Below are 21652 nucleotides of genomic sequence, written 5' to 3'. Positions count from 1 at the left end.
ATGCGTGACCCGCTCGATGCTTTGATCGCGGATATGGTGGAATGGGTCGCCGCGCGTCCGCGCGGCTACGCCGAAACGTTGGACGCGTGGCGCACCTCGTGCCCGCGCCTGCCGGTCTGGGAAACGGCGTGCGATCGCCGTTTGGTCGCGCGCGCCGCGCTGGCCGACGGAACGCCCGCCATCGTCGCCACGCAAGCGGGCCGCGCGTTCCTCGCCGCGTCGCGCGCGGCGATGTGAGCGCGCTTCCCGAGCCGTTCGCATCCTGGCTCGGCCAACGCGGCTGGCGGTTACGCGCGCATCAATCGGAGCTTCTCGCACTCGGGCGCGCGGGGAAATCCGCGCTGCTGGTGGCACCCACGGGCGCTGGCAAAACGCTGGCGGGCTTTCTGCCCAGCCTCGTCGATCTTGCCGGCGATCCGAAAGCGGGCCTGCACACGCTTTACGTTTCGCCGCTGAAGGCGCTGGCGATCGACGTGCATCGCAACGTCGAGAAGCCGATCGCGGAAATGAACCTGCCGATCCGCGCGGAAAGCCGCACGGGCGACACGCCCGCGTCCAAGCGCGCGCGCCAGCGGAAGTCGCCGCCGCATATTCTGATGACGACGCCGGAATCGCTGGCGTTGCTGCTGTCCTATCCCGACGCGCGCGACTTCTTCGCCAAATTGCGCGTCGTGATCGTCGATGAAATCCATGCGCTCGCCGGCACCAAGCGCGGCGATCTTCTGTCGCTGGGCCTCGCTAAGCTCGCCGATATCGCCCCGCAAGCGCGGCGCGTGGGACTTTCCGCCACGGTCGCCGAACCGCCCGCCTTGGCGCGGTTCCTCGCCTCCGGCCTCGACGCCGCGCCCGCGATCGTGATGGGGGCGGCCGGCGCCAAGCCGCAAGTCACCATCCTGGTGCCCGAAGCGCGCATCCCGTGGGCCGGGCATACGGCCGTGCATGCGTTGCCGGAAGTCTATCTGGCGCTGAAGGCCGCGCGCGCGGCGATCGTGTTCGTCAACACCCGCGCGCAAGCCGAGATTTGCTTTCGCGAGCTTTGGAAGCTCAACGACGACAATCTCGCCATTGGCCTGCATCACGGATCGCTCGCCCCCGAACAGCGCCGCAAGATCGAAGCGGCGATGGCGGCGGGAAAGCTCCGCGCCGTCGTCGCGACGTCGTCGCTCGATCTCGGCATCGATTGGGGCGACGTGGATCTGGTCGTGCAGATCGGGGCCCCCAAAGGGGCCGCGCGTCTGCTCCAGCGTATCGGCCGCGCCAATCATCGGCTCGACGATCCCTCGCGCGCGATTTTGGTGCCCGGCAATCGCTTCGAAATGCTCGAATGCCGCGCGGCCTTGGCGGCGTTGGACGCGCACGAGATCGACGCCGCCCCGCAGCCGCCCGGCGCGCTGGACGTGCTCGCCCAGCATTTGCTGGGGGCCGCGTGTTCGGAAGCCTTCGACGAATCCGCGATGTACGAACAAGTGCGGCGCGCGGCACCCTATGCCGATCTCGACCGCGCGACGTTCGATCGCACGCTCGGTTTCGTCGCCGATGGCGGTTACGCGCTGGCGGCCTATGAACGCTACAAGCGCCTGAAGCGCGACGAGAGCGGCAAATGGAGCGTCGCGACACCCTTGGCACAGCGGCAATATCGCTTGAACGTCGGCACGATCGTCGAAACGCCGATGCTCAATGTCGCGTTCCGGCGCGGTAAACGCCTGGGCAAGGTCGAAGAGAATTTCGTCCTCGGCCTCGAGCCCGGCGACACGTTCGGCTTCGCGGGCCAAGTGCTGCGCTACGAAGGCATGCGCGAAACGACGGTGGAGGTCAGCCGCGCCAAGGACGATCAACCGCGTATTCCGATCTATGCGGGCGCGCGTATGCCGTTCACGGCGGAGCTGGCCGCGCGCGTGCGCGGCATCCTCGCCGATCCGGCCGCGTGGCGCGATTTGCCGCGCGACGTGAAGGAATGGCTGACGCTGCAACGGCGCAAATCGGAAATGCCGGGGCGCGACGGCTTGCTGATCGAAACCTTTCCGCGCCACGGCAAATGGTTCCTGATCGCCTATTGCTTCGCGGGGCGCAACGCGCACCAAACCTTGGGCATGTTGCTGACCAAGCGGATGGAGCGCGAGGGTTTGCGCCCGCTCGGCTTCGTCGCGTCGGATTATTCGATCGCGGTGTGGTCGACGCGCCCCGTCGATCGCCCGTCGGAATTGTTCGCCGTGGACATGCTCGGCGACGATCTGGAGGAATGGCTCGCGGACTCCTCCATGCTGCGCCGGGCGTTCCGCAATGTCGCGGTGATCGCAGGCTTGATCGAACGCCGCCATCCGGGCGAGGAAAAGACCGGGCGGCAGGTCACGTTTTCGTCCGACCTGATCTACGACGTTTTGCGCAAGCACGAGCCCGATCATATTTTGCTGCGCGCGACGCGGGCCGACGCGGCGACGGGCCTGATCGACCTCTCGCGGCTTGCCGCCATGCTGCGGGCGGCGCGCGGCAAAATACGCCATCGCCGCTTGGAACGCGTCTCGCCCTTGGCCGTGCCCGTGCTGCTGGAAGTCGGCCGCGAAGCCATCTACGGTGAGGCGATCGAAGACGCGTTGGCCGATGCGGCGCAGGCCGAGGCCCTGATCGCGGATGCGATGATCGACGACGACCAAGCCGACGACAGCCAGGCCGAACTTTTCTGATGCACGCGCGAATCACGATCGAAGAAACGGCGCTTTTCGCCGATCCCGCCGGCGCCTTGTTTTGGCCCGCGACCAAAACGTTGATCGTCGCCGATTTGCATCTGGAAAAAGGTTCGGCCTTCGCGGCGAAAGGCGTGCCGCTGCCGCCTTACGACACGCGCGCGACGCTGGACGCGTTGCAGCGCCTGATCCGCCGCTACACGCCCGCGCGGGTCGTGTGTCTGGGCGATTCGTTCCACGACAAGGACGCGGGCAAGCGCATCGCGCCCAACGATCGCGACCATCTCGCCCGGATGATGAAAGGCCTCGACTGGGTTTGGGTGCTGGGCAACCACGATCCGCAAATCCCCCCCGAATTGGGCGGGCGCGTGGTGCCCGAAATCGCCGAGGGCAAGCTCGTCCTGCGCCACGAACCCGCCGGGCCCGTTTTGGCGCTGGGCGAGATCGTCGGCCATTTTCACCCCAAGGCCTGCGTCGTGACCAAAATCGGCCGGGTCGTGGCGCCGTGTTTCACGACCGACGGGCGGCGCATGGTCATGCCGGCCTTCGGCGCCTATACGGGCGGACTGGATACGCTGGATCGCGCGATTTCCGGGCTTTTCGGGCGCACGCGCTGGCGCGTTTTGATGACCGGCCGGGATAATCTGCATCTGTTCCCGGCCGGGCGGCTGGAACCGGTCGTTCGTCGCGCCCCAAAACCGGGGCAGGAGTGATCCGATCGGCGCGGGCGGGCGTAGAAATGCTGTTCGCTCTCAAACGGTTCCGGCCTTTTCGATGTCCCTCGCGCCAATTCTGGTCTGGTTCCGTCAGGATCTGCGCCTCGCCGACAATCCGGCCTTGCGCGCGGCGGTCGACAGCGGCGCCCCGGTGGTCCCCGTCTATATCCTGGACGACGAAACGCCCGGCATTTGGAAGCGCGGCGGTGCGAGCCGCTGGTGGCTGCATCATTCGCTGGAATCGCTCGCGCGCGATCTCGACAAGCGCGGGGCCAAACTCGTCCTGCGCCGGGGCGAGTCGAAAGCGGTTCTCGCCAAGCTGATCGCCGAGACGAAGGCGGGCGGCGTCTATTGGAACCGCTGCTACGAACCCTTCGCCGTCGCGCGCGATAAGGCGCTGAAGGCGGAACTCGAGGTCAAGGGCCTCGCCGCGCGCAGCTTCAACGCGAGCCTGATCTTCGAACCGCTGACCGTGTTGTCGAAATCGGGCACGCCGTTCCGCGTGTTCACGCCATTCTGGAAAGCCTGCCTCGCGGCCGAAGCGCCACCTTTGCCCACACCGGCGCCGAAGAAAATTCCCGCACCGGAAGCCTTGCCCAAAAGCGACGCGCTCGAAGCGTGGAAGCTGCTGCCGACCAAGCCCGACTGGGCGGGCGGCTTCAGCGTCTGGACGCCGGGCGAGGCGGGCGCGCAAGCGCGCTTGCTGCGCTTCGTCGGCGAAGCGCTGGACGGTTACGGCAATCTGCGCGACCGGCCGGATATAGAGGGCACGTCGCGTTTGTCGCCGCATCTGCATTTCGGCGAAATCTCGCCGCGCCAATGTTTCCACGCCGGGGCGGGCTCGCCGAAATTCCAATCGGAACTCGGCTGGCGCGAGTTTTCGTATCACCTGCTGTTCTCGCAGCCCGATTTGCCGGAGACCGCGTTGCGTCGCGAATTCGCCGATTTCCCGTGGCGCGAAAGCAAGGCCCATCTGCGCGCGTGGCAAAAGGGGCAAACCGGCTATCCCATCGTCGACGCCGGTATGCGCGAACTTTGGCAAACCGGCTGGATGCATAACCGCGTGCGCATGATCGCGGCGTCGTTCCTGGTGAAGCATCTGCTCCAGCCCTGGCGTGCGGGCGAAGATTGGTTCTGGGACACGCTCGTCGACGCCGATCTCGCCAACAACGCCGCCAGCTGGCAATGGGTTGCGGGCTGCGGCGCGGATGCCGCCCCTTATTTCCGTATCTTCAATCCCATCCTCCAAGGGGCGAAATTCGACCCGGAAGGAAAATACGTGCGCCGTTTCGTGCCCGAACTCGCCCAGCTGCCGACTGAATATCTCTACGCGCCGTGGGAAGCACCGGCGAACGTGCTGGCGCAAGCCGGGGTGACGCTCGGCAAGACCTATCCCAAGCCGATCGTCGATCACGGCGAAGCGCGCGCACGCGCGTTGGCCGCGTTCCAATCCTTGAAAGCGGCCGCCTGATGCGCCCGCTCGATGTCGCCGTTATCGGCTCGGGTATCGCTGGTTTGGGGGCGGCATGGTTGCTGTCCAAGCGCCATCGCGTGACGCTTTACGAAAAGGAAAGCCGCTTCGGCGGCCACGCGAATACCTTCATCGCGAAGGCGAAAGACAAGCGTGGCCGCACGCGCGAAGTACCGGTCGATACGGGCTTCATCGTCTATAACGAAGCCACCTATCCCAATCTGATCGCGCTATTCGACGCGCTGGGCGTGAAAAGCGAAGTCTCCAACATGTCCTTCGCGGTCTCGGTCGATCGCGGCCGCTTGGAATATTCCGGCGGCACATGGACCGGCTTGTTCGCGCAGCCGTCGAATTTTCTGCGTCCCGCGCATTGGCGCATGCTGCGCGATACGCTGCGCTTCTTCCGCGACGGGCAGGCGATCGCGTGCGCGGGCACGCACGGGCCCACGCTGGGAGAATTCCTGGCCGAGCGCGGTTACTGCCGCGGCTTCGTCGACAATCACTTGATCCCGATGGCGGCGGCGATCTGGTCTTGCCCGCCCGCCCAGATGCTGGAATTTCCGGCGCGCAGCTTCTGCGCCTTTTTCCGCAATCACGGGCTATTGCAGCTTCTCGACCGGCCGCAATGGCGCAGTGTCTCCGGCGGTTCGCGCGAATACGTGGCGAAGCTGCTGGCCGATATCGGCCGGTCGATGATCCGCGCCCCCGGTGCGGCGCGCTTGCGCGTCGAGGCGGACGGCGGCGTCATGGTCCGTGACGCGGCCGGTGGTTTGCGCCGCCATGATCGCGTGCTGCTCGCCTGCCATGCCGACGAAGCCTTGGGGCTGATCGAAAATCCGACGGCGGCGGAACGCGAGATCCTCGGCAGTTTCGCGTTCCAGCCCAATCTCGCGATCCTGCATCAGGACGAAAGCCTGATGCCGAAGCGCAAACTCGCCTGGGCCAGCTGGAATTATCTGGCCGAAAGCGGCGGCGACGCGCATGTCTCGGTCACCTATTGGATGAACAAGCTCCAGAATCTCGATCGCGACGTGCCGTTGTTCGTGTCGCTCAATCCGATCCGAGCACCCCGTCCCGAGACCGTGCTGGCCGGCTTCGAGTACATGCACCCGGCTTTCGATACGCCGACGTTGAAGGCGCAAGCGCGCCTGCACGAAATCCAGAACCGGCGCGGCCTGCTCTTCGCGGGCGCTTGGTCGGGCTACGGCTTTCACGAGGATGGTTTGCGCAGCGGCCTGGACGCGGCCGAAATGCTCGGCGTGCGCCGCCCGTGGGCGCCACGCGAAGACGCCGAGGTGCCGCCGTTCCGCGCGGCGGCGGAATAAAGGCGGGCGCGATGCCGCGAACCTGTCTTTACAACGGCCAAGTGATGCATGCGCGGCTGCGGCCGTTCCGCCATCGCTTCGCCTATCGCGTGTTTTCGATGCTCGTCGATCTCGACGAATTGCCCGAACTCGACAAGCGTTTGCGTCTGTTTTCGTATAACCGCGCGGGGTTGTTTTCGTTTCACGACCGCGATCATGGCGCGCGCGACGGCGGCCCGGCGCGCGATTGGGTGCGCGCGCGTTTGGCCGAAGCGGGGCTGGCGGAGGCGGGGGCGACGATTCACGCCCATTGCTTCCCGCGCATTTTGGGGTACGCGTTCAATCCGCTGACGATCTATTTCTGCCGCCGCGCGGACGATACGCTGGGCGCCATCCTCTACGAGGTGAAGAACACGTTCGGCGAACAGCACGGCTATCTGATCCCTGTCGATCCGGCCCGCGAACCGGGTGCGCCGGTGCTGCAAAGTGCCTCGAAAAATTTCCATGTCTCGCCCTTCATCGGCATGCGCGCGACCTATCGTTTCCGGGTCGACGAGCCCGAGGAACGGCTGGCGATCCTGATTCGTCAAAGCGTTGCGGAAGGCGAGCTTCTGGTTGCGACGCACACGGCGTCCCGCGTCCCGTTCACCGACGCGATGCTGGCGAAAAATTTCTTCGCCTACCCCCTCTTGACGCTCAAGGTCATCGTCGGGATTCATTGGGAAGCGCTCAAGCTGTGGATCAAGGGCGCCAAATACCATCCCCGGCCAGCGCCGCCCGCGACGGCGGTCGAAACGCCGGAGGGCACGCAAGGGAGCATGGGGCATGCGCGCGGATGACACCTCGCAAGCCGATTTCGTCACCCCGGGCTTCGCGCTGAAAGCGGTGATGATGGCCGCCGCGCGCATCGCGGTCGGCCGCTTGGAGATCGTGTTGCCCGGCGGCGGCCGGCGCGTGTTCGAAGGCAAGCAGCTCGGGCCCACGGCGACGCTGATCTTCAACCATCCGCGCGCCGCGCGCCGTTTGCTGTTCGGCGGCAATGTCGGTTTCGCCGAAGCATATATGGACGGCGATTGGGATTCGCCCGATCTGGCGGCATTGCTGGAACTGGCCGCGCGCAACGAAACCGCGTTCGACGAGCTGCATTACGGCAAGGCCAGCGCGCTCGCCCCCGCGCTCAATTGGGCGCGGCGCATGTGGCATGCGTTGCGCGCCAATACGCGCAGCGGTTCCAAGAAGAACATCGCCTATCACTACGATCTGGGGAACGCGTTCTATACCCAGTGGCTCGATCCGACGATGGCGTATTCCTCGGCGGTGTTCGAGCCGGGGACCGGCGATCTCGAAGCCGCGCAATACACGAAGTTCCGGCGCATGGCGGAGAAGCTGGATATAAGGCCCGGTCAGCGCGTGCTGGAAATCGGCTGCGGCTGGGGCGGCTTCGCCACGTATCTGGCGCGCGAGTTCCAGGCGAAGGTGACGGCGATCACCGTATCGAAGGAACAGCTCGCCCATACGCAAGCCAAGGTGCAGCGCGAAGGCTTGGGCGAACGCGTGGAAGCGCGCTTCGTCGATTATCGCGACGTCGACGGGCGCTTCGATCGCATCGCCTCGATCGAGATGTTCGAAGCGGTGGGCGAGAAATACTGGCCCGCTTATTTCGGCAAATTGCGCGAGGCGCTCGCACCCGGCGGGCGCGCGGCGTTGCAAATCATCACCATCGCCGACCGGTTTTTCGACAGCTACCGCTCGGGCGTGGATTTTATCCAGCGCTACATCTTCCCCGGCGGGATGTTGCCGTCGAACGAAGCCTTGGCACGCGAGTACGAACGTGCGGGATTGCGGCTCGACCGGCAGGAATTCTTCGGTCTCGACTACGCGCGCACGCTGGCCGAGTGGAACCAGCGTTTCCAGGCGCGCTGGCACGAGATCGAGAAGCTCGGCTTCGACCGGCGCTTCAAGCGCATGTGGGAATTCTATCTCGCCTATTGCGAGGCGGGGTTCCGCTCGCGCGCGACCGACGTGACGCAGATCGCCCTTGTCCGACCTTGACCTGAGGACGGGCGGGGGGCCGAGCCGGAAAATCCTGATCGCGTATGCGGCGCCCGCCTTGCCGGCGGCGACGCTGGGTTTGCCGCTGCTCGTTTATCTGCCGGCCTATTACGCGAGTGCGACGGGAATGTCGCTCGCGGCGATCGGCACCGTGCTGTTGCTTGCGCGTTTTTGGGATATCGGCGTCGATCCGGCGATCGGCTTTCTGTCCGATCGCACGCGCACGCGTTGGGGCCGGCGCAAGCCCTGGCTCGCGGCGGCACTGCCCGTCGTTCTCGTCGCGAGCTACGCGCTGTTCTTTCCGCCGCAAGATGCGGCCTTCGTCTATCTGCTGGGCGGGTTGCTCGCCGTCTATCTCGGCTGGTCGATGTTGCAGATCCCGCATCTCGCCTGGGGGGCGGAGCTTTGCGCCGAGTATCACGGCCGCAACCGCGTGGCGGCGTGGCGCGAAAGCCTGACCGTGATCGGCGTGGTGCTCGCCTCGGCCTTGCCGTCGATCCTGATTTCGGCCGACGGCCGCCCGCCGGAGGAAGCCGCCCTTCAAGCGTTGTTCTGGGTCAATCTCGTCTTATTGCCGCTGGCGGGTGTCGCGTTGCTCGCACTGGTGCCCGAGCCGCCCGCCGCCTTGCCCGCAAAGAAAACCGGCTGGCGCGAAGGTTGGGCGTTGCTGCGCGCCAATGCGCCGTTCCGCCGTTTGTTGATCGCCTATTCGATCAACGGGGTGGCGAACGCTTTGCCGCCGACCCTGTTCCTGTTGTTCGCGCAGGATGTGCTGGGGGCTGGCGGCCAGGCGGGGCTGTTCCTGGTGCTTTATTTCGTCTGCGGCTTGGCGTCGGTGCCCTTCTGGACGGCGCAGGCCAAGCGCATCGGAAAGCATCGCGCCTGGTGCCGGGCGATGATTTTGAATTGCCTGTTCTTCCTGCCCGTACCCCTGTTGGGGGCGGGCGACGGGGCGTGGTTCGCGGCGATCTGCGTGGCGACGGGCTTGTGCTACGGCGCCGATCTGGCGCTGCCCGTATCGATGCAGGCCGATGCGGTCGATGTCGACACCGCGACGGGCGGGACGGAACGGACCGGGCTGTATTTCGCCCTCTGGTCGGTCGCGACCAAGGCGGCCCTGGCGATCGGTCCGGCCTTGGCGTTCCCGGTGCTGGAGGCCGCCGGCTACCGGCGAAATTCCGGCACGGGGGACGGGCTTTTCGTCCTGGCCGCTCTATATGCTTTCGTGCCGATCGCCTTCAAAGCGGCTTCGGTGGCGGTGATTTGGAACTTTCCCCTCGACGCGGCGGCGCACGCGAAATTGCGCGCCGCGATCGACTTACGGAGGCCGGGGATATGAAGCGATTGATCGCGGGGCTGTTGCTGGCCCTATCTTTGACGGGATGCGGGGGCATGAAGATCGACGATTTCGCGGGCAAACAACCCGCGTTGAAGATCGAGGAATATTTCGCGGGGCAAACGCGGGCGTGGGGGATCTTCGAGGATCGCTTCGGCACGCTGCGCCGCGAATTCACGGTCGATATCACGGGCGCCTGGAAGGGCGACGAATTCGAACTCGACGAGCGATTCGTCTATGCCGACGGCGAGACCGACCGTCGCGTCTGGCGTTTGAAGCGCACCGGCCCCGACAGCTGGGAAGGCCGCACGGAAGATGCCGACGGCGCGGCGCTGGGCCGCGCGGCGGGCAACGCGTTCAATTTCGGCTATTACCTGAACATGAAGGTCGGCGACGGGCGCTGGCGCGTGCGTTTCGACGATTGGATGTTCCTGCAACCCGATGGCGTGTTGATCAACCGCGCTTACGTCTATCGCTGGGGCTTCCAGATCGGGTCGGTGACGATCGCGTTCAAGCGTTCGGCAGGCTGAGGCGTTTGCGCACGAGGCCGATCAGCCAGCCGAGGATCGGCAAGCGGCGATAGAATTGCTCGCCCGAATCCCAATGGTCGATATGTTCGGCCACGCGTCCGTCTTCGGCGAAGCGAACCTCGCTCATCCCGTCGATCACCCAGGCGGGCTGCGAAGCGCCATGCGGCGTCGAGGTATAGCGCCAGAGAAGATAAGCCGCCCGCTCGCCGGCCGCGCGATCCAGCACCTCGAAACGAGGCACGCCATGGCGATAGGCCAGCGCCAGGCACGCCGCCATCGCCGCCGATCCGCGCACGTCGTTGAACGGGTCCTTGAAGCGCACATCTTGCGTGACGACGCTTTCGATGTCGCGCAACGTGTCGGGCGTCATCGTTTCGTAGAACCGCACATAGCGGTCGATCGCGGCGCCGATTTCCATGCTCGTCATTTCCCGGTGGCTTTGCGGACCAACGGGAAATAAAGCCGATAGGGCAGCAGACGCAAGAATTTGAGGATCAGGGCGAAGCGGCGCGGAAACACGATCTCGAAACGATCGCTCGCCAAGCCCCGCACCAGCGCCTCGACCGCGTTGTCGACTTCCATGATGAAGGGCATCGGAAAGTTGTTCTTGTCGGTGAGCGGCGTTTTGACGAAACCCGGATCGACCAATTGCAGCTTGATGCCCAGCGCGTCGCATTCGGGCTTCAGCGCTTCGCACATATTGATGAGTGCGGCTTTGGTGGCGCCGTAGCCGGCGGCGGTGGGCAAACCCGAATAACCGGCGACGGACGCGACCACGGCGATATGCTTCGTGCGCCGGGCCAGCAGCGGGGCCAGCGCATTGACCGTACCCATCAGATTGATATCGACGAGGGCGCGGAAATCGGTGGCGCTGAAATCCGTGGCCGGGGTCGCCTTATGTGTGCCGGCGTTGAGCACGGCCAAGGCGAGGGGCCCGTGTGCGGCCTCGATTTCCGCGACCGCCTTTTCGCACGCGCCCGCATCGGTCACGTCGAGCGGCCAGGCGACGATATTGCCGTTTTCGCGCGCGAGATTGGCGAGTGCGTCGGTCGAGCGGGCGGACGCGATCACTTGCCGGCCGTCGCGCGCCAGGCGCAAGGCGAGGGCGCGGCCAATGCCGGATGAAGCGCCGGTGATCCAGACGGGGCCTTGGGTCATGTTTTCGATACGCAAGGCGGTGCTGCGTGGTTCACTGCAGCACGTAGTCGAAATCGAAGCCGCGATAGTGGAAAGCCATGCCGACAAGGCGGCCGTCGGGCGCGTACCAGGTATCGACGTCGAGCCAGGGTTTCTCTTGGCGCTCGCCGCGCTTTATCTCGAAACCCTTCATATTGTAGCGGCGCGCGGGCACCACCGCGCCGCCGACCGCGCGCGTTTCGGGGCCGCGCGCCACGACCTCGATATCGGCGAGCGATCCCCATTGCAGATCGAAAGCGCGGCTTTCGCGCATCAGCCGATAATTCCAATAGCTGAGCGGCAGCGTGCCGGGGGCGAGGTCGAGCTGCTCCGCATGCCCGTCGACGACGAGGCGCCCGTCGCGCTGCGTCGCGCTGATTTTGTATCGCGTGCCGTTGTCGTCGACATCGCTGTCGAGTGATAGAAGCGCGCCGTCGCGCCAAATCTCGCGCGTGCGCTGGGTGTAGCGATAGACGGTCACGAAGGCGAAGCGCACGCGGATATTGGCTTCGATATCGACGACCAGCGCGCCGTCGCGCTCGGCGAAGCGCACCGCGTAGTCGCCGATATCTGCCCCCGCTTTGCGCACGGTGAAATTCAGCGCGCCGCCCGGCGGCACGCCCGGGGTGCCCGGGATCGGCCCCAGGACCGGGCCCAACGCCCCGGCGGGGGCGGCCAGCACCATCAGCAACGCGGCAAAGACCAAGCGCAAGGCGGATTATCCGTCGTGTTTCAATTGGATGACCGGAAACAATTCGGCGGGCGCGGGACGTTTGGCAAGCGGCAATCGCGGCGCTAAACTGTTGGCTACGGAGAAAAGACGATGCAACACACCCGCCGTCACCTGTTGCGCAGCGTTTTGGGCCTCGCCGCCGTTCCGGCCGTGGTCACGCCCGCCGCCGCGTTGCGGATCGAGGAAATGGACGTGCCGCGCCAGCGCCTGTTGCTGTCGGCCTGCGAAACGCGCAGCGCCCATCAACAGCAATTCGATGCGTTGGTGGCCGAACTGGAAGGGCGCGGCGTGGCCGAACAACAGGCGGTCGAAATCGCCAAGGGCAGCGACTGCCCGTTTTGCGGGTGTTCGTTGAATCGCGCCGCGCTGGGCGAAATTCCGGATAATTCGGCGCCGCCGAAGTTCTAAGCCGCCGCTTCGTTGGCGACGATCTTGCCGGTGTATTCGACGGCGATCGCCGCTTCCGACGGCGTGCCCTTGATGCGGATCAGGAAGCACAGCCGATCCGCGACCAGCCGCATTTCCTTGGCCGATTTGGCGGGCAGCGGGATCTTGCGCTCGCGGCAATAGACGATCAGCGCCGCCGCGACCGACGACGGGTCGAAAGCGACCGTCGCGGATTGCCCCGCATCCTTGTCGATTTGGATCGTGACATTCAGCGAATGCCGATCGATCACGACCTTCTTCAAATTCCCGGGCGGGAATGGGGTTCTGCGCTGACGGTTATATTCGATCAGCGCACGGCACAGCTCGTTCTGGTCGAAGAAGATAAGGCGATACTCGCTGGCCATGTTGGCTCCGGGGAAAACCGACGCTTAATCATACACTTCCAGCCCGGTTCCGTAAACTTTCCGACGGAATTCTCGGACGGGACAAAGGTTACGGCGCATTGCTTGTGGGGCGGGGGCCCCAAGCGTCATACTGGATGTTCATGGCCAGAACCCGCGCGCGCCCCTATGACCGGCCTCAAATCGACCCGCACGCCCCCCCGCGGCCGTGCGACCGGCCGGGCTGCGCCAATCGGGGGGAATACCGGGCGCCGAAGGACCGCAGCCAGCTGGGCGCGTATTACTGGTTCTGCCTGGAGCATGTGCGCGAATACAACGCGAGCTGGGATTTCTACAAAGGGGCCGACGCGGCCACGTTGGAGCAAGAAAAGCGCGCCGATACGATCGGCCGACGCCCGACCTGGCCCCTGGGGCTCGGCATGGGCGGGGCCAAGCGCGCCCAGCGCATGGACCGCGCGGCGATGGAAGAAGCCCTGCGCCGCTGGTTCGATTCGGGCGACATTCCGGGCTTCGGGGCGGGGCGGGCCAAGCGGGCGGGCACCCAGGAACCGCGCAAACGCCCCCCGGCCCCGGTCGAGGAGGCTTACGCGCTGCTCGACCTCGACGTAAGTGCCAGCCCCGCCGAGATAAAGTCTCGATACAAAGAACTCGTAAAACGCCACCATCCGGACGCAAACGGGGGCGACAAAGCCGCCGAAGAGCGTCTAAAATCCATCAATCAGGCCTACACGATCCTGAAGGCACAGGGGGCGAAACCGGCGGCCGATCTCTGAAAAGGGAACGGCGCGTGCCGGATTTCGCTCTTCGCCAAGACGGTTCGCATGGGGCCCGTCCGTTCGATTACGTGCCGGAGTTTTCTCGATCATGGCCCTCGCGTCCGCCCCTGAAGCCGCTACCGCCGAACTCGCGTCCAAGATGCCCGATATCAAGGTTAAGGTCCGCCAGACCTTCGGTATCGATTCGGATCTCGAAGTTCCGGCCTTCAGCAAGGCGCCGACCGACCACGTGCCGGATATCGACAACAATTACCGTTTCGACCGCGACACGACGCTCGCCATTCTGGCGGGCTTCGCGTTCAACCGCCGCGTGATGGTCCAGGGCTATCACGGCACGGGCAAGTCGACGCATATCGAACAGGTCGCAGCACGCCTCAACTGGCCCTGCATCCGCATCAATCTCGACTCCCATGTCAGCCGCATCGATCTGGTCGGCCGCGACGCGATCGTCGTGCGCGACGGCAAGCAGGTGACGGAATTCCGTGAAGGTCTGCTGCCCTGGGCGTTGCAGCATCCGGTGGCCCTCGTATTCGACGAATACGACGCCGGCCGCGCCGACGTGATGTTCGTCATCCAGCGCGTGCTGGAAGTCGACGGCAAGCTCACGCTGCTCGATCAGAACCGCGTCATCCGCCCGCACAAGGCGTTCCGCCTGTTCTCCACCGCCAACACAGTGGGCTTGGGCGATACGACTGGCCTCTATCACGGCACGCAGCAGATCAACCAGGGTCAGATGGACCGCTGGAACGTCGTCACGACGCTGAACTATCTGCCGCATGACGAGGAAACCAAGATCGTCGGCGCCAAAGTTTCGGGCTACGACACCAAGGAAGGCCGCGAGATCGTCGCGGCGATGGTGGCGCTGGCCGATCTCACGCGCGCGGGCTTCATGGCGGGCGATATCTCCACGGTGATGAGCCCGCGTACGGTCATCACCTGGGCCGAGAACGCGAAGATCTTCGGCGATATCGGCCTCGCCTTCCGCCTGACCTTCCTGAACAAGTGCGACGAGGTCGAGCGTACGACCGTGGCCGAATACTACCAGCGCTGCTTCGGCGCCGAATTGGCCGGCGGCGTGTCGGTCGCGGTGCGCAAGGCGGGATAAGCGTCAGCGATGCCGCCGCGCGACAAGGATGGGCCGGTCGAACAATTCCGGCAGGTGACGGCGGCCGCGATGCGCGCGGTTTCGCATAAGCCCGATTTGACGGTCGCCTTCGCGCCCGAAGGCGCGTTGCTGCGCGGCACCGAAGCGCGCTTGCCCGCACCGGGGCGCGACTTGCCGGCGGGCGAAGTCGCCATCGTGCGCGGCGAGGCCGACGCGATTTCGCTGAAGCTGCGCCATCACGACGAGAAGATCCACGCCAAGCGTGCGCCCAACGGGCAGATCGGCCGCGCGATCTACGACGCGGTCGAACAGGCGCGTTGCGAAGCGCTGGGTTCGAAGCGCATGTCGGGTGTCGCGCGCAATCTGGGTGCGGCGTTGGACGAACGCTGCCGCCAAGCGGGCTATGCGCGTATCGCCGATCGCGAGCAGGCACCCCTGGTCGATGCGGTGGCGATGTTGGCGCGCGAGGCCTTTACGGGCCAAAAGCCGCCCGAAGCCGCCAAGCGCATGGTCGATTTGTGGCGGCCGTGGGTCGAATCGCGCGCGGGCGGGGATCTCAGCGATCTCGCCAAGGCGCTCAACGATCAAGCGACCTTCGCCGAAACCGCGCGCCAGTTGATCCAAGATTTGGAGCTGGGCGAGGAGCAGGGCGAGTCGACCGAGGCCGACGAGGATTCGAACGAGAACGACGATTCGGGCGACGATTCGAGCCAGCAGGGCGAGTCCGAAGATACGGGCGAGCAGGCATCGTCCGAAGCGATGATGGGTTCCGAAACGCGCGAAGCGGCCGGCGAAGACGGCGGCGAGGGCGACGGCGAGGAACACGAGGGCGAAGACGCCGACGGCATGGGCGAAGACGGGCCCGAGCGCCCCGGCAAACGCTGGCGCCCGCCCAACGATCTGCGCAATTCCGTCGACGAGAAAGCCTATCGCGCCTTCACGACCGAATTCGACGAGATCGTCGAAGCGGACGATCTGTGCGACGCGGACGAATTGTCGCGCTTGCGCAACCATCTCGACCAGCAGCTTCAAAGCCTGCAAGGGGTGATCGGGCGTCTCGCCAACCGTTTGCAGCGCCGTCTGCTCGCGCACCAGAACCGTGCGTGGGAATTCGACCTCGAGGAAGGCACGCTCGACGCTGCGCGTTTGGCCCGCGTCGTCGCCAACCCGACCGTGCCGCTTTCGTATAAACGCGAGCGCGACACGGTGTTCCGCGACACGGTCGTGTCGCTGCTGATCGACAATTCGGGTTCGATGCGCGGCCGGCCAATTACGGTCGCCGCGATGTCGGCCGATATCCTGGCCCGCACGCTGGAGCGCTGCGGCGTGAAGGTCGAAATCCTCGGCTTCACCACGCGCGCCTGGAAGGGCGGGCAAAGCCGCGAGCGTTGGCTGGCGGCGGGCAAGCCCGCCAATCCCGGCCGCCTCAACGATCTTCGTCACATCATCTACAAAAGCGCGGACGCGCCCTGGCGGCGCGCGCGCAAGTCGTTGGGCTTGATGCTGCGCGAAGGTCTGCTCAAGGAAAACATCGACGGCGAAGCGCTGCTCTGGGCGCATCAACGTCTGCTGCCGCGCCCCGAACAGCGCAAGATCATGATGGTGATCTCGGACGGCGCGCCGGTCGACGATTCGACGCTGTCGGTCAATCCGGGCAACTACCTCGAAACCCATCTGCGCGAGGCGATCGAGTACATCGAAACGCGCTCGCCGGTGGAGTTGATGGCGATCGGTATCGGCCACGACGTGACGCGCTATTATCGGCGCGCGGTCACGCTGGTGGACGCCGAGCAGTTGGGCGGCACGGTGATGGAAAAGCTCGCCGAGTTGTTCGAGGAAGACGCGCGCGAATCGGCCGCCCCGGCGCGGCGGCGTTCCGGCACCCGGTAACGCGTCCAGCCCTTTCTTGGACAATTGGGGCCTGCTAGGCTCCGCCTCCGCACATATAAACGGAGGCTTCTAATGCGGCTGATTCGTCTGGGGATCGTCGGGTTCGTTCTGGCGCTGTTGGCGGCTTGCGCGCCGCCCGAGCCGCTGAAGCTCACTATCCTGCACAACAACGACGTCCATTCGCGCCTTCAGCCGGTCACGTCGCAGAACAACACCTGCAGCGCCCAACAGGCGGCGCAGAACCAGTGCTTCGGCGGCATGGCGCGCGTCGCGGCACTGATCGACCGCGAGAAAGCCGCCGCGACCGCCGCCGGGCGCCAGGTGCTTACGCTCGACGCCGGCGACCAGTTCCAGGGCTCGCTGTTCTATTCCCACTATAAAGGTGCGGCCGAAGCCGAGGTGATGAACCTCATGAGCTACGACGCGATGGCGCTGGGCAATCACGAATTCGACGATGGCCCCGAAGTGCTCGCGCGCTTCCTGCGCACGGTGAAGGTGCCCGTCCTCAGCGCCAACGTCGATTCCACGGCCGAGCCCGCGATCCGCGGCCTCTATCGCACGCATATCGTCGTCTCGCGCGGCGGCCATCGCGTCGCGATCATCGGCGCCACGACCGAGGATACGCCCGCGATCGCTTCGCCCGGCCCGCGCCTGCGCTTCCCGCCGGCGGAGGAAAAACTGCGGCCGCTGATCGCCGATCTGCGCGCGCAAGGCGTGTCGCATATCGTGCTGCTGTCGCATCTCGGCCTGTCGCGCGACCGCGAAGTCGCCGCCGCCGTCGACGGCATCGACGTGATCGTCGGCGGCCATTCGCACACGCTGCTGTCGAACAGCGCCCAGGGTGCCGAAGGTCCGTATCCCGTGCGCGTGCGCGGGCCCGCGGGCCGCGACGTGCCGATCGTCCAAGCCTTCGCCTATTCGCGCTTCGTCGGCCGTCTCGACATCGATTTCGACGCGGCGGGCAATATCGTGCGCGCCGAAGGCGATACGATCCCGGTCGTCCAGTCGATTCCGCCGGTCGCGGCGATCCAGGCGGCGATCGACCGTCTCGACGCGCCGCTGGTCGAAGTGCGCGCGCGCCCCGTGGGCGTGTCGGGCGCGGAATTCCCGCTCGACGGCTGCCGCGCCCGCGAATGCGCGCTCGGCAATCTCGTGTCGGAAGCGATCCTCGTGGCGACGCGCGCCAGCGGCACGCAGATCGCGCTTCAGAACGGCGGCGGTCTGCGCGCGGGCATTCCGTCGGGCAACATCACGCTGGGCCAGGTGCTGACGACGCTGCCGTTCCAGAACGCGGTCGCGACGTTGAAGCTGCGCGGCAGCGACTTCGTCGCGGCGCTGGAAAACGGCTTGTCGCAGGTCGACCAGAACGGCGGCCGCTTCCCGCAGGTCGCAGGCGTGCGCTACACCTGGGACAAGGCACGCCCGGTGGGCAGCCGTGTCGTTTCGGTCGAGCTTCGCCGCGCGGACGGCAGCTACGGCCCGTTCGATCCCAACGCCGTCTACACGATCGCCACGAACGACTTCATGCGCCGCGGCGGCGACGGCTACACCGTGCTGCGCGACAAGGCGATCGATCCCTACGATTTCGGCCCCGGCCTCGACGACGCCTTGGTCGAGTATTTCCGCGCCAACAACCCCGTGCGCGTCGGGTTGGACGGTCGTATCGTGACGCGCTGATCCCCCCGCAAAAACAGGAAACAACCCAAATGGCTCCAGACGATCTCGTTCCCGTCGCCTTGCGCGACGAGCGCAAGGCCCTGCAACCCGACGCGCTGCCGGTCGGCCGCCGCGGCTTCATGGCGGGCGCTTCGCTCGCCACCGGCTACGCGCTCGCCGCCGGGCCGGTCGCGGCGCAAACCGCGATCACGACGGACACGCAAGGCCTTGCCGCCGGCATGGCCAATGTGCGCACCGCCGACGGCAAGCAAATGCCGGTCTATTACGCGCGTCCCGCCCAAGGTCAGAAATTCGCGACCGTGATCGTGGTGCAGGAAATCTTCGGCGTTCACGAATACATCAAGGATACCTGCCGCCGCTTGGCGAAGGCCGGGTATCTCGCCATCGCACCGGAACTTTATTTCCGCCAGGGCGACGCGTCGAAAGTGTCCGATATCCAAGTGCTGTTGCGCGACATCGTCGGCAAAGTGCCGGATGCGCAAGTCATGTCCGACATCGACGCGACCGTGGCCTGGGCCGGCGGCAGCGTGGGCAAGGGCGAAACCGCGCGCTTGGGCATCACCGGCTTCTGCTGGGGCGGGCGCGCCGTGTGGCTTTACGCCGCGCATAACCAGAACGTCCGCGCGGGCGTCGCTTGGTACGGCGTGCTGACCGGGCCGACGAACGAGTTCCGCACCCGTCACCCGCTCGACCTCGTCGCGAATATCAACGCGCCGATCCTCGGGCTCTACGGCGCCGCCGATCAAGGCATTCCGAACGACACGGTCGACCGGATGCGCGACGCGCTGCGCGCGGCGGGTAAAAAGTCGGAAATCGTCCTCTATCCCGACACGCCGCACGCGTTCCACGCGGATTACCGGCCGAGCTATCGCGCGGCGCAGGCGCAGGATGGCTGGCGCCGTTTGGAAGTTTGGTTCTCGCGGAATCTGGTCTGATTCCGCACACGACAACACGCCGTCACGCGCTCGCCCTGCTTGCCGGGGCGGGCGCGTCGCTTTTCGGGCGACCCGCGCGCGCCCAGAAGAACGCGTGGAAGCCGTTTGCCGTGCGCGCGTCGCGCATTCCCCTCGACGAGAAGGATGCGGCGCGCAGCCGCGTCGATCGCCTGATCTGGCGCGGCGGCTTGCAACTCGGTGCCGACGACGATCGCTTCGGCGGCTGGTCGGATCTGCGCGTCGATCCCGATAACAAACGCGCGACGCTGATTTCCGATCGCGGCGGGGCGATGGGACTCGGCCTCGATTTCGACGGCACGCTGACGGGGGTGGGCCCCGCGCGCATCGGCGATCTGATCGGGCCGAACGGGCGCGCCTTCGACGACAATCGCAATGCCGATGCGGAAGGATTGGCGCGTCTGTCCGATGGCGGCTTCGCGGTCTCGCTCGAACGCCGACATCGGATTTTGATCTATCCGCAATCCGATCCGCCGTTCACGCGCAGCCCCCGCACGCTTGCCGCACCGCCGGGCTTCAACGACGTGCCGAACAACGGTGGCATGGAAGCGATCGCCGCCTTGCCCGACGGGCGCTTGCTCGTGTTCGTCGAGGATCGCCCTTGGGGGTTCGTCGGCGGCGACAAAGGCTGGATCAAGTTCGAGTATCGCGCGGGCGACGGATTCAAGCCGGTCGGTGCTTGCGTCGTCGGCGACGCGGCGATCGTGCTCGAACGCAGCTTCGGCTGGGCGGGGTTCGCCTCGCGCATCGTGCGCGTGCCCTTGGTCGCGTTTCGCGAAGGCGCCAGTGTCGCGGGCGAGGAATTGGCGCGATTGCGCGCCCCGCTCGCGATCGACAATTTCGAAGGTATCGACGCGACCAAGGATGCGTCGGGCCGCGATCTGCTCTGGCTGATCGCCGACGACAATTTCAGCTTCCTGCAGCGCACGCTGCTGGTGTGCTTCGAAATCGCCTAAAGAAAAAGCCCGCCGGTGAAGGCGGGCTTTGAAGTTCCTTGGATCGGAAACAAGGAGTCGTATTGTTGTTATCGCGTACCCCCTGGCTTTTAGCTTTGGGGGAAACTTAGGCGGCGCGCTTCTCCAGCGCCTTTTCGATGCGCGCCTTGAAGCGGCGCAGATCCTTGTCGAGCTTGGCGGCCGGCGTCTTCGCGAGCCACGCGTCCAGACCGCCGGCGTGTTCGACCGTCTTCAGACCGCGCGTCGACAGACGAACGCTGATGCCCTGGCCCAACACGTCCGACAGCAGCGTCGCGTTCTGCAGGTTCGGCAGGAAGCGGCGCTTCGTCTTGTTGTTGGCGTGGGAAACGTTGTTCCCGACCAAGGCGCCCTTACCGGTGACAATGCAACGACGCGACATCGCTCAAACCCTCTAATCTGGCGGGCGGGGCCCAAACGGCCGCACCCCACGTAAATCCGACCCGCGAAAGGCGGGGAGGCAGGGTTTTAGGGCCAGGGGACGGGAAGGTCAACTCCCGGGTTTGGCCAGCGCGTCGACGACAAGACGGGCGGCCTGGGCTGGACCGATAAGTCCTTGGGAAATATCGATTTCTAGGCGTTCCAACAGCCCCTGGAGTGTGCCCCTGGCGGCCAGCCGCCCGCGCACTTCTTCCTCGATTTCCCGCCAAAGAACGGCCCGGGCTTGGCCCGCCCGCTTGGCCGCGAGTCCGGCGGCGCCGAGTGCCGCGCGATGGGCCAGGATCTGGCCCCAGACCGCTTCCATACCTATCCGGTTCAAAGCGGAGACGCGCAAGACCGGTGGATGCCAAGCCGACGACGCGGGCCGCAACATATGCAGCGCCGCCCCGTATTCGGCCGCCGTGCGGCCGGCGGCGGGGGCGAGATCGCCGTCGTCCTTGTTGATGACGACCAGATCGGCGAGCTCGACGATGCCCTTCTTGATGCCTTGCAGTTCGTCGCCGCCGGCGGGCGGCAGCAACAACATGAACAGATCGACCATCTCGGCGACGGCGGTTTCCGACTGACCCACGCCGACGGTTTCGATCAGCAGCGTGTCGAACCCGGCGGCTTCGCACACCAGTGCCGCCTCGCGCGTGCGCCGCGCGACCCCGCCCAGCGTGCCGCCTGACGGCGACGGGCGGATGAAGGCGCGCTCGTCGCGCGCGAGATATTCCATGCGCGTCTTGTCGCCGAGGATCGAACCGCCCGACACGGGGCTCGACGGATCGACCGCGAGCACGGCGGGTTTGCGGCCCGCTTCCAGCAGATGCAAACCGAAAGCTTCGATGAAGGTCGATTTGCCCGCCCCCGGCGGGCCGGAAATGCCCACGCGAATCGCGCGGCCCGTATCGGGCAGCAACGCCGCGACGAGAGTCTCGGCCGTTTCGCGATGATCGGCACGCGTCGATTCGACCAGCGTGATGGCGCGCGCGAGCGCCCGGCGATCGCCGCCGCGAACCTGGCCGGCGAGGATGGCCGCGTCGCTTTTGGCGTCGGCGGCCATGATC

The 21652-nt window shown here is 65.9% G+C and carries 22 protein-coding genes; 16 read left to right on the top strand and 6 right to left on the bottom strand.

The window, feature by feature from the left end:
• From J0H39_14260 to J0H39_14220, 9 genes are all read left to right on the top strand, one after another.
• Positions 1-237 (top strand): hypothetical protein, encoded by a 237-nt coding sequence (locus tag J0H39_14260; GenBank protein MBN9497916.1) that lies wholly within the window; start codon positions 1-3, stop codon positions 235-237.
• Positions 234-2681, top strand: coding sequence for a ligase-associated DNA damage response DEXH box helicase (locus tag J0H39_14255; protein MBN9497915.1), 2448 nt, complete (start codon positions 234-236; stop codon positions 2679-2681). The genes J0H39_14260 and J0H39_14255 overlap by 4 nt, the downstream gene beginning before the upstream one ends.
• Complete coding sequence (pdeM, locus tag J0H39_14250) at positions 2681-3394, top strand: ligase-associated DNA damage response endonuclease PdeM (GenBank protein ID MBN9497914.1); 714 nt, start codon at positions 2681-2683, stop codon at positions 3392-3394. The genes J0H39_14255 and pdeM overlap by 1 nt, the downstream gene beginning before the upstream one ends.
• A gap of 61 nt (positions 3395-3455) precedes the next feature.
• Entirely contained in the window at positions 3456-4868 is a 1413-nt protein-coding gene (locus J0H39_14245; protein MBN9497913.1) for a deoxyribodipyrimidine photo-lyase, read from the top strand.
• Complete coding sequence (locus J0H39_14240) at positions 4868-6193, top strand: FAD-dependent oxidoreductase (GenBank protein MBN9497912.1); 1326 nt, start codon at positions 4868-4870, stop codon at positions 6191-6193. Before J0H39_14245 ends, J0H39_14240 begins: the two co-directional genes overlap by 1 nt.
• Before the next feature lie 11 nt (positions 6194-6204).
• Entirely contained in the window at positions 6205-7011 is an 807-nt protein-coding gene (locus tag J0H39_14235; protein ID MBN9497911.1) for a DUF1365 domain-containing protein, read from the top strand.
• Positions 7012-7078: 67 nt separating this feature from the next.
• Positions 7079-8224, top strand: coding sequence for a class I SAM-dependent methyltransferase (locus tag J0H39_14230; GenBank protein ID MBN9497910.1), 1146 nt, complete (start codon positions 7079-7081; stop codon positions 8222-8224).
• A gap of 1 nt (position 8225) precedes the next feature.
• Positions 8226-9563 carry an MFS transporter gene (locus J0H39_14225; protein ID MBN9497909.1) on the top strand — a complete coding sequence of 446 codons (1338 nt, stop codon included), beginning with the start codon at positions 8226-8228 and terminating at the stop codon, positions 9561-9563.
• On the top strand, positions 9560-10090 hold the full coding sequence (locus J0H39_14220; GenBank protein ID MBN9497908.1) for a DUF3833 domain-containing protein: 531 nt from the start codon (positions 9560-9562) through the stop codon (positions 10088-10090). The genes J0H39_14225 and J0H39_14220 overlap by 4 nt, the downstream gene beginning before the upstream one ends.
• On the opposite strand, the gene J0H39_14215 is transcribed toward J0H39_14220, so the two are convergent.
• The 3 genes from J0H39_14215 to J0H39_14205 are packed head-to-tail and all read right to left on the bottom strand — an operon-like array spanning position 10071 to position 11978.
• On the bottom strand, positions 10071-10508 hold the full coding sequence (locus tag J0H39_14215; GenBank protein ID MBN9497907.1) for a nuclear transport factor 2 family protein: 438 nt from the start codon (positions 10506-10508) through the stop codon (positions 10071-10073). The two genes, J0H39_14220 and J0H39_14215, sit on opposite strands and share 20 nt — an antisense overlap.
• Before the next feature lie 5 nt (positions 10509-10513).
• Positions 10514-11248, bottom strand: coding sequence for an SDR family NAD(P)-dependent oxidoreductase (locus J0H39_14210; protein MBN9497906.1), 735 nt, complete (start codon positions 11246-11248; stop codon positions 10514-10516).
• 31 nt (positions 11249-11279) lie between these two features.
• Positions 11280-11978: a hypothetical protein gene (locus tag J0H39_14205; protein ID MBN9497905.1), complete on the bottom strand. Its 699-nt coding sequence runs from the start codon at positions 11976-11978 to the stop codon at positions 11280-11282.
• Positions 11979-12089: 111 nt separating this feature from the next.
• On the opposite strand from J0H39_14205, the gene J0H39_14200 reads away from it, so the two are divergent.
• A complete protein-coding gene (locus tag J0H39_14200) occupies positions 12090-12407 on the top strand; it encodes a hypothetical protein (GenBank protein ID MBN9497904.1) in 318 nt (105 codons plus the stop codon).
• Here J0H39_14200 and J0H39_14195 read toward each other — a convergent pair.
• Positions 12404-12790, bottom strand: a complete 387-nt coding sequence (locus J0H39_14195) for a hypothetical protein (protein MBN9497903.1) — start codon at positions 12788-12790, stop codon at positions 12404-12406. The two genes, J0H39_14200 and J0H39_14195, sit on opposite strands and share 4 nt — an antisense overlap.
• 140 nt (positions 12791-12930) lie before the next feature.
• Between J0H39_14195 and J0H39_14190 the strand changes: the two genes are divergently transcribed.
• The 6 genes from J0H39_14190 (at position 12931) to J0H39_14165 (ending at position 20144) form a co-directional block, all read left to right on the top strand.
• Positions 12931-13560 (top strand): DnaJ domain-containing protein, encoded by a 630-nt coding sequence (locus J0H39_14190; protein ID MBN9497902.1) that lies wholly within the window; start codon positions 12931-12933, stop codon positions 13558-13560.
• Positions 13561-13651: 91 nt separating this feature from the next.
• Complete coding sequence (gene cobS, locus J0H39_14185; GenBank protein ID MBN9497901.1) at positions 13652-14668, top strand: cobaltochelatase subunit CobS; 1017 nt, start codon at positions 13652-13654, stop codon at positions 14666-14668.
• Positions 14669-14677: 9 nt separating this feature from the next.
• Entirely contained in the window at positions 14678-16558 is a 1881-nt protein-coding gene (cobT, locus tag J0H39_14180; GenBank protein ID MBN9497900.1) for a cobaltochelatase subunit CobT, read from the top strand.
• Between the two features lie 72 nt (positions 16559-16630).
• Entirely contained in the window at positions 16631-18235 is a 1605-nt protein-coding gene (locus J0H39_14175) for a 5'-nucleotidase C-terminal domain-containing protein (GenBank protein ID MBN9497899.1), read from the top strand.
• A 29-nt stretch (positions 18236-18264) separates the two neighbouring features.
• Positions 18265-19170: a dienelactone hydrolase family protein gene (locus tag J0H39_14170; protein ID MBN9497898.1), complete on the top strand. Its 906-nt coding sequence runs from the start codon at positions 18265-18267 to the stop codon at positions 19168-19170.
• Positions 19171-19280: 110 nt separating this feature from the next.
• Positions 19281-20144, top strand: a complete 864-nt coding sequence (locus J0H39_14165) for an esterase-like activity of phytase family protein (GenBank protein ID MBN9497897.1) — start codon at positions 19281-19283, stop codon at positions 20142-20144.
• A gap of 106 nt (positions 20145-20250) precedes the next feature.
• On the opposite strand, the gene rpmB is transcribed toward J0H39_14165, so the two are convergent.
• Together rpmB and meaB are read right to left on the bottom strand one after the other, a co-directional pair.
• Positions 20251-20544, bottom strand: coding sequence for a 50S ribosomal protein L28 (gene rpmB, locus J0H39_14160; protein MBN9497896.1), 294 nt, complete (start codon positions 20542-20544; stop codon positions 20251-20253).
• A gap of 108 nt (positions 20545-20652) precedes the next feature.
• Positions 20653-21648 carry a methylmalonyl Co-A mutase-associated GTPase MeaB gene (gene meaB / locus J0H39_14155; GenBank protein MBN9497895.1) on the bottom strand — a complete coding sequence of 332 codons (996 nt, stop codon included), beginning with the start codon at positions 21646-21648 and terminating at the stop codon, positions 20653-20655.
• Positions 21649-21652: the final 4 nt, after the last annotated feature.

The organism is Alphaproteobacteria bacterium (assembly GCA_017308135.1).
GTDB lineage: Bacteria > Pseudomonadota > Alphaproteobacteria > CACIAM-22H2 > CACIAM-22H2 > Tagaea.
This window is presented reverse-complemented; position numbering and strand designations above follow the sequence as displayed.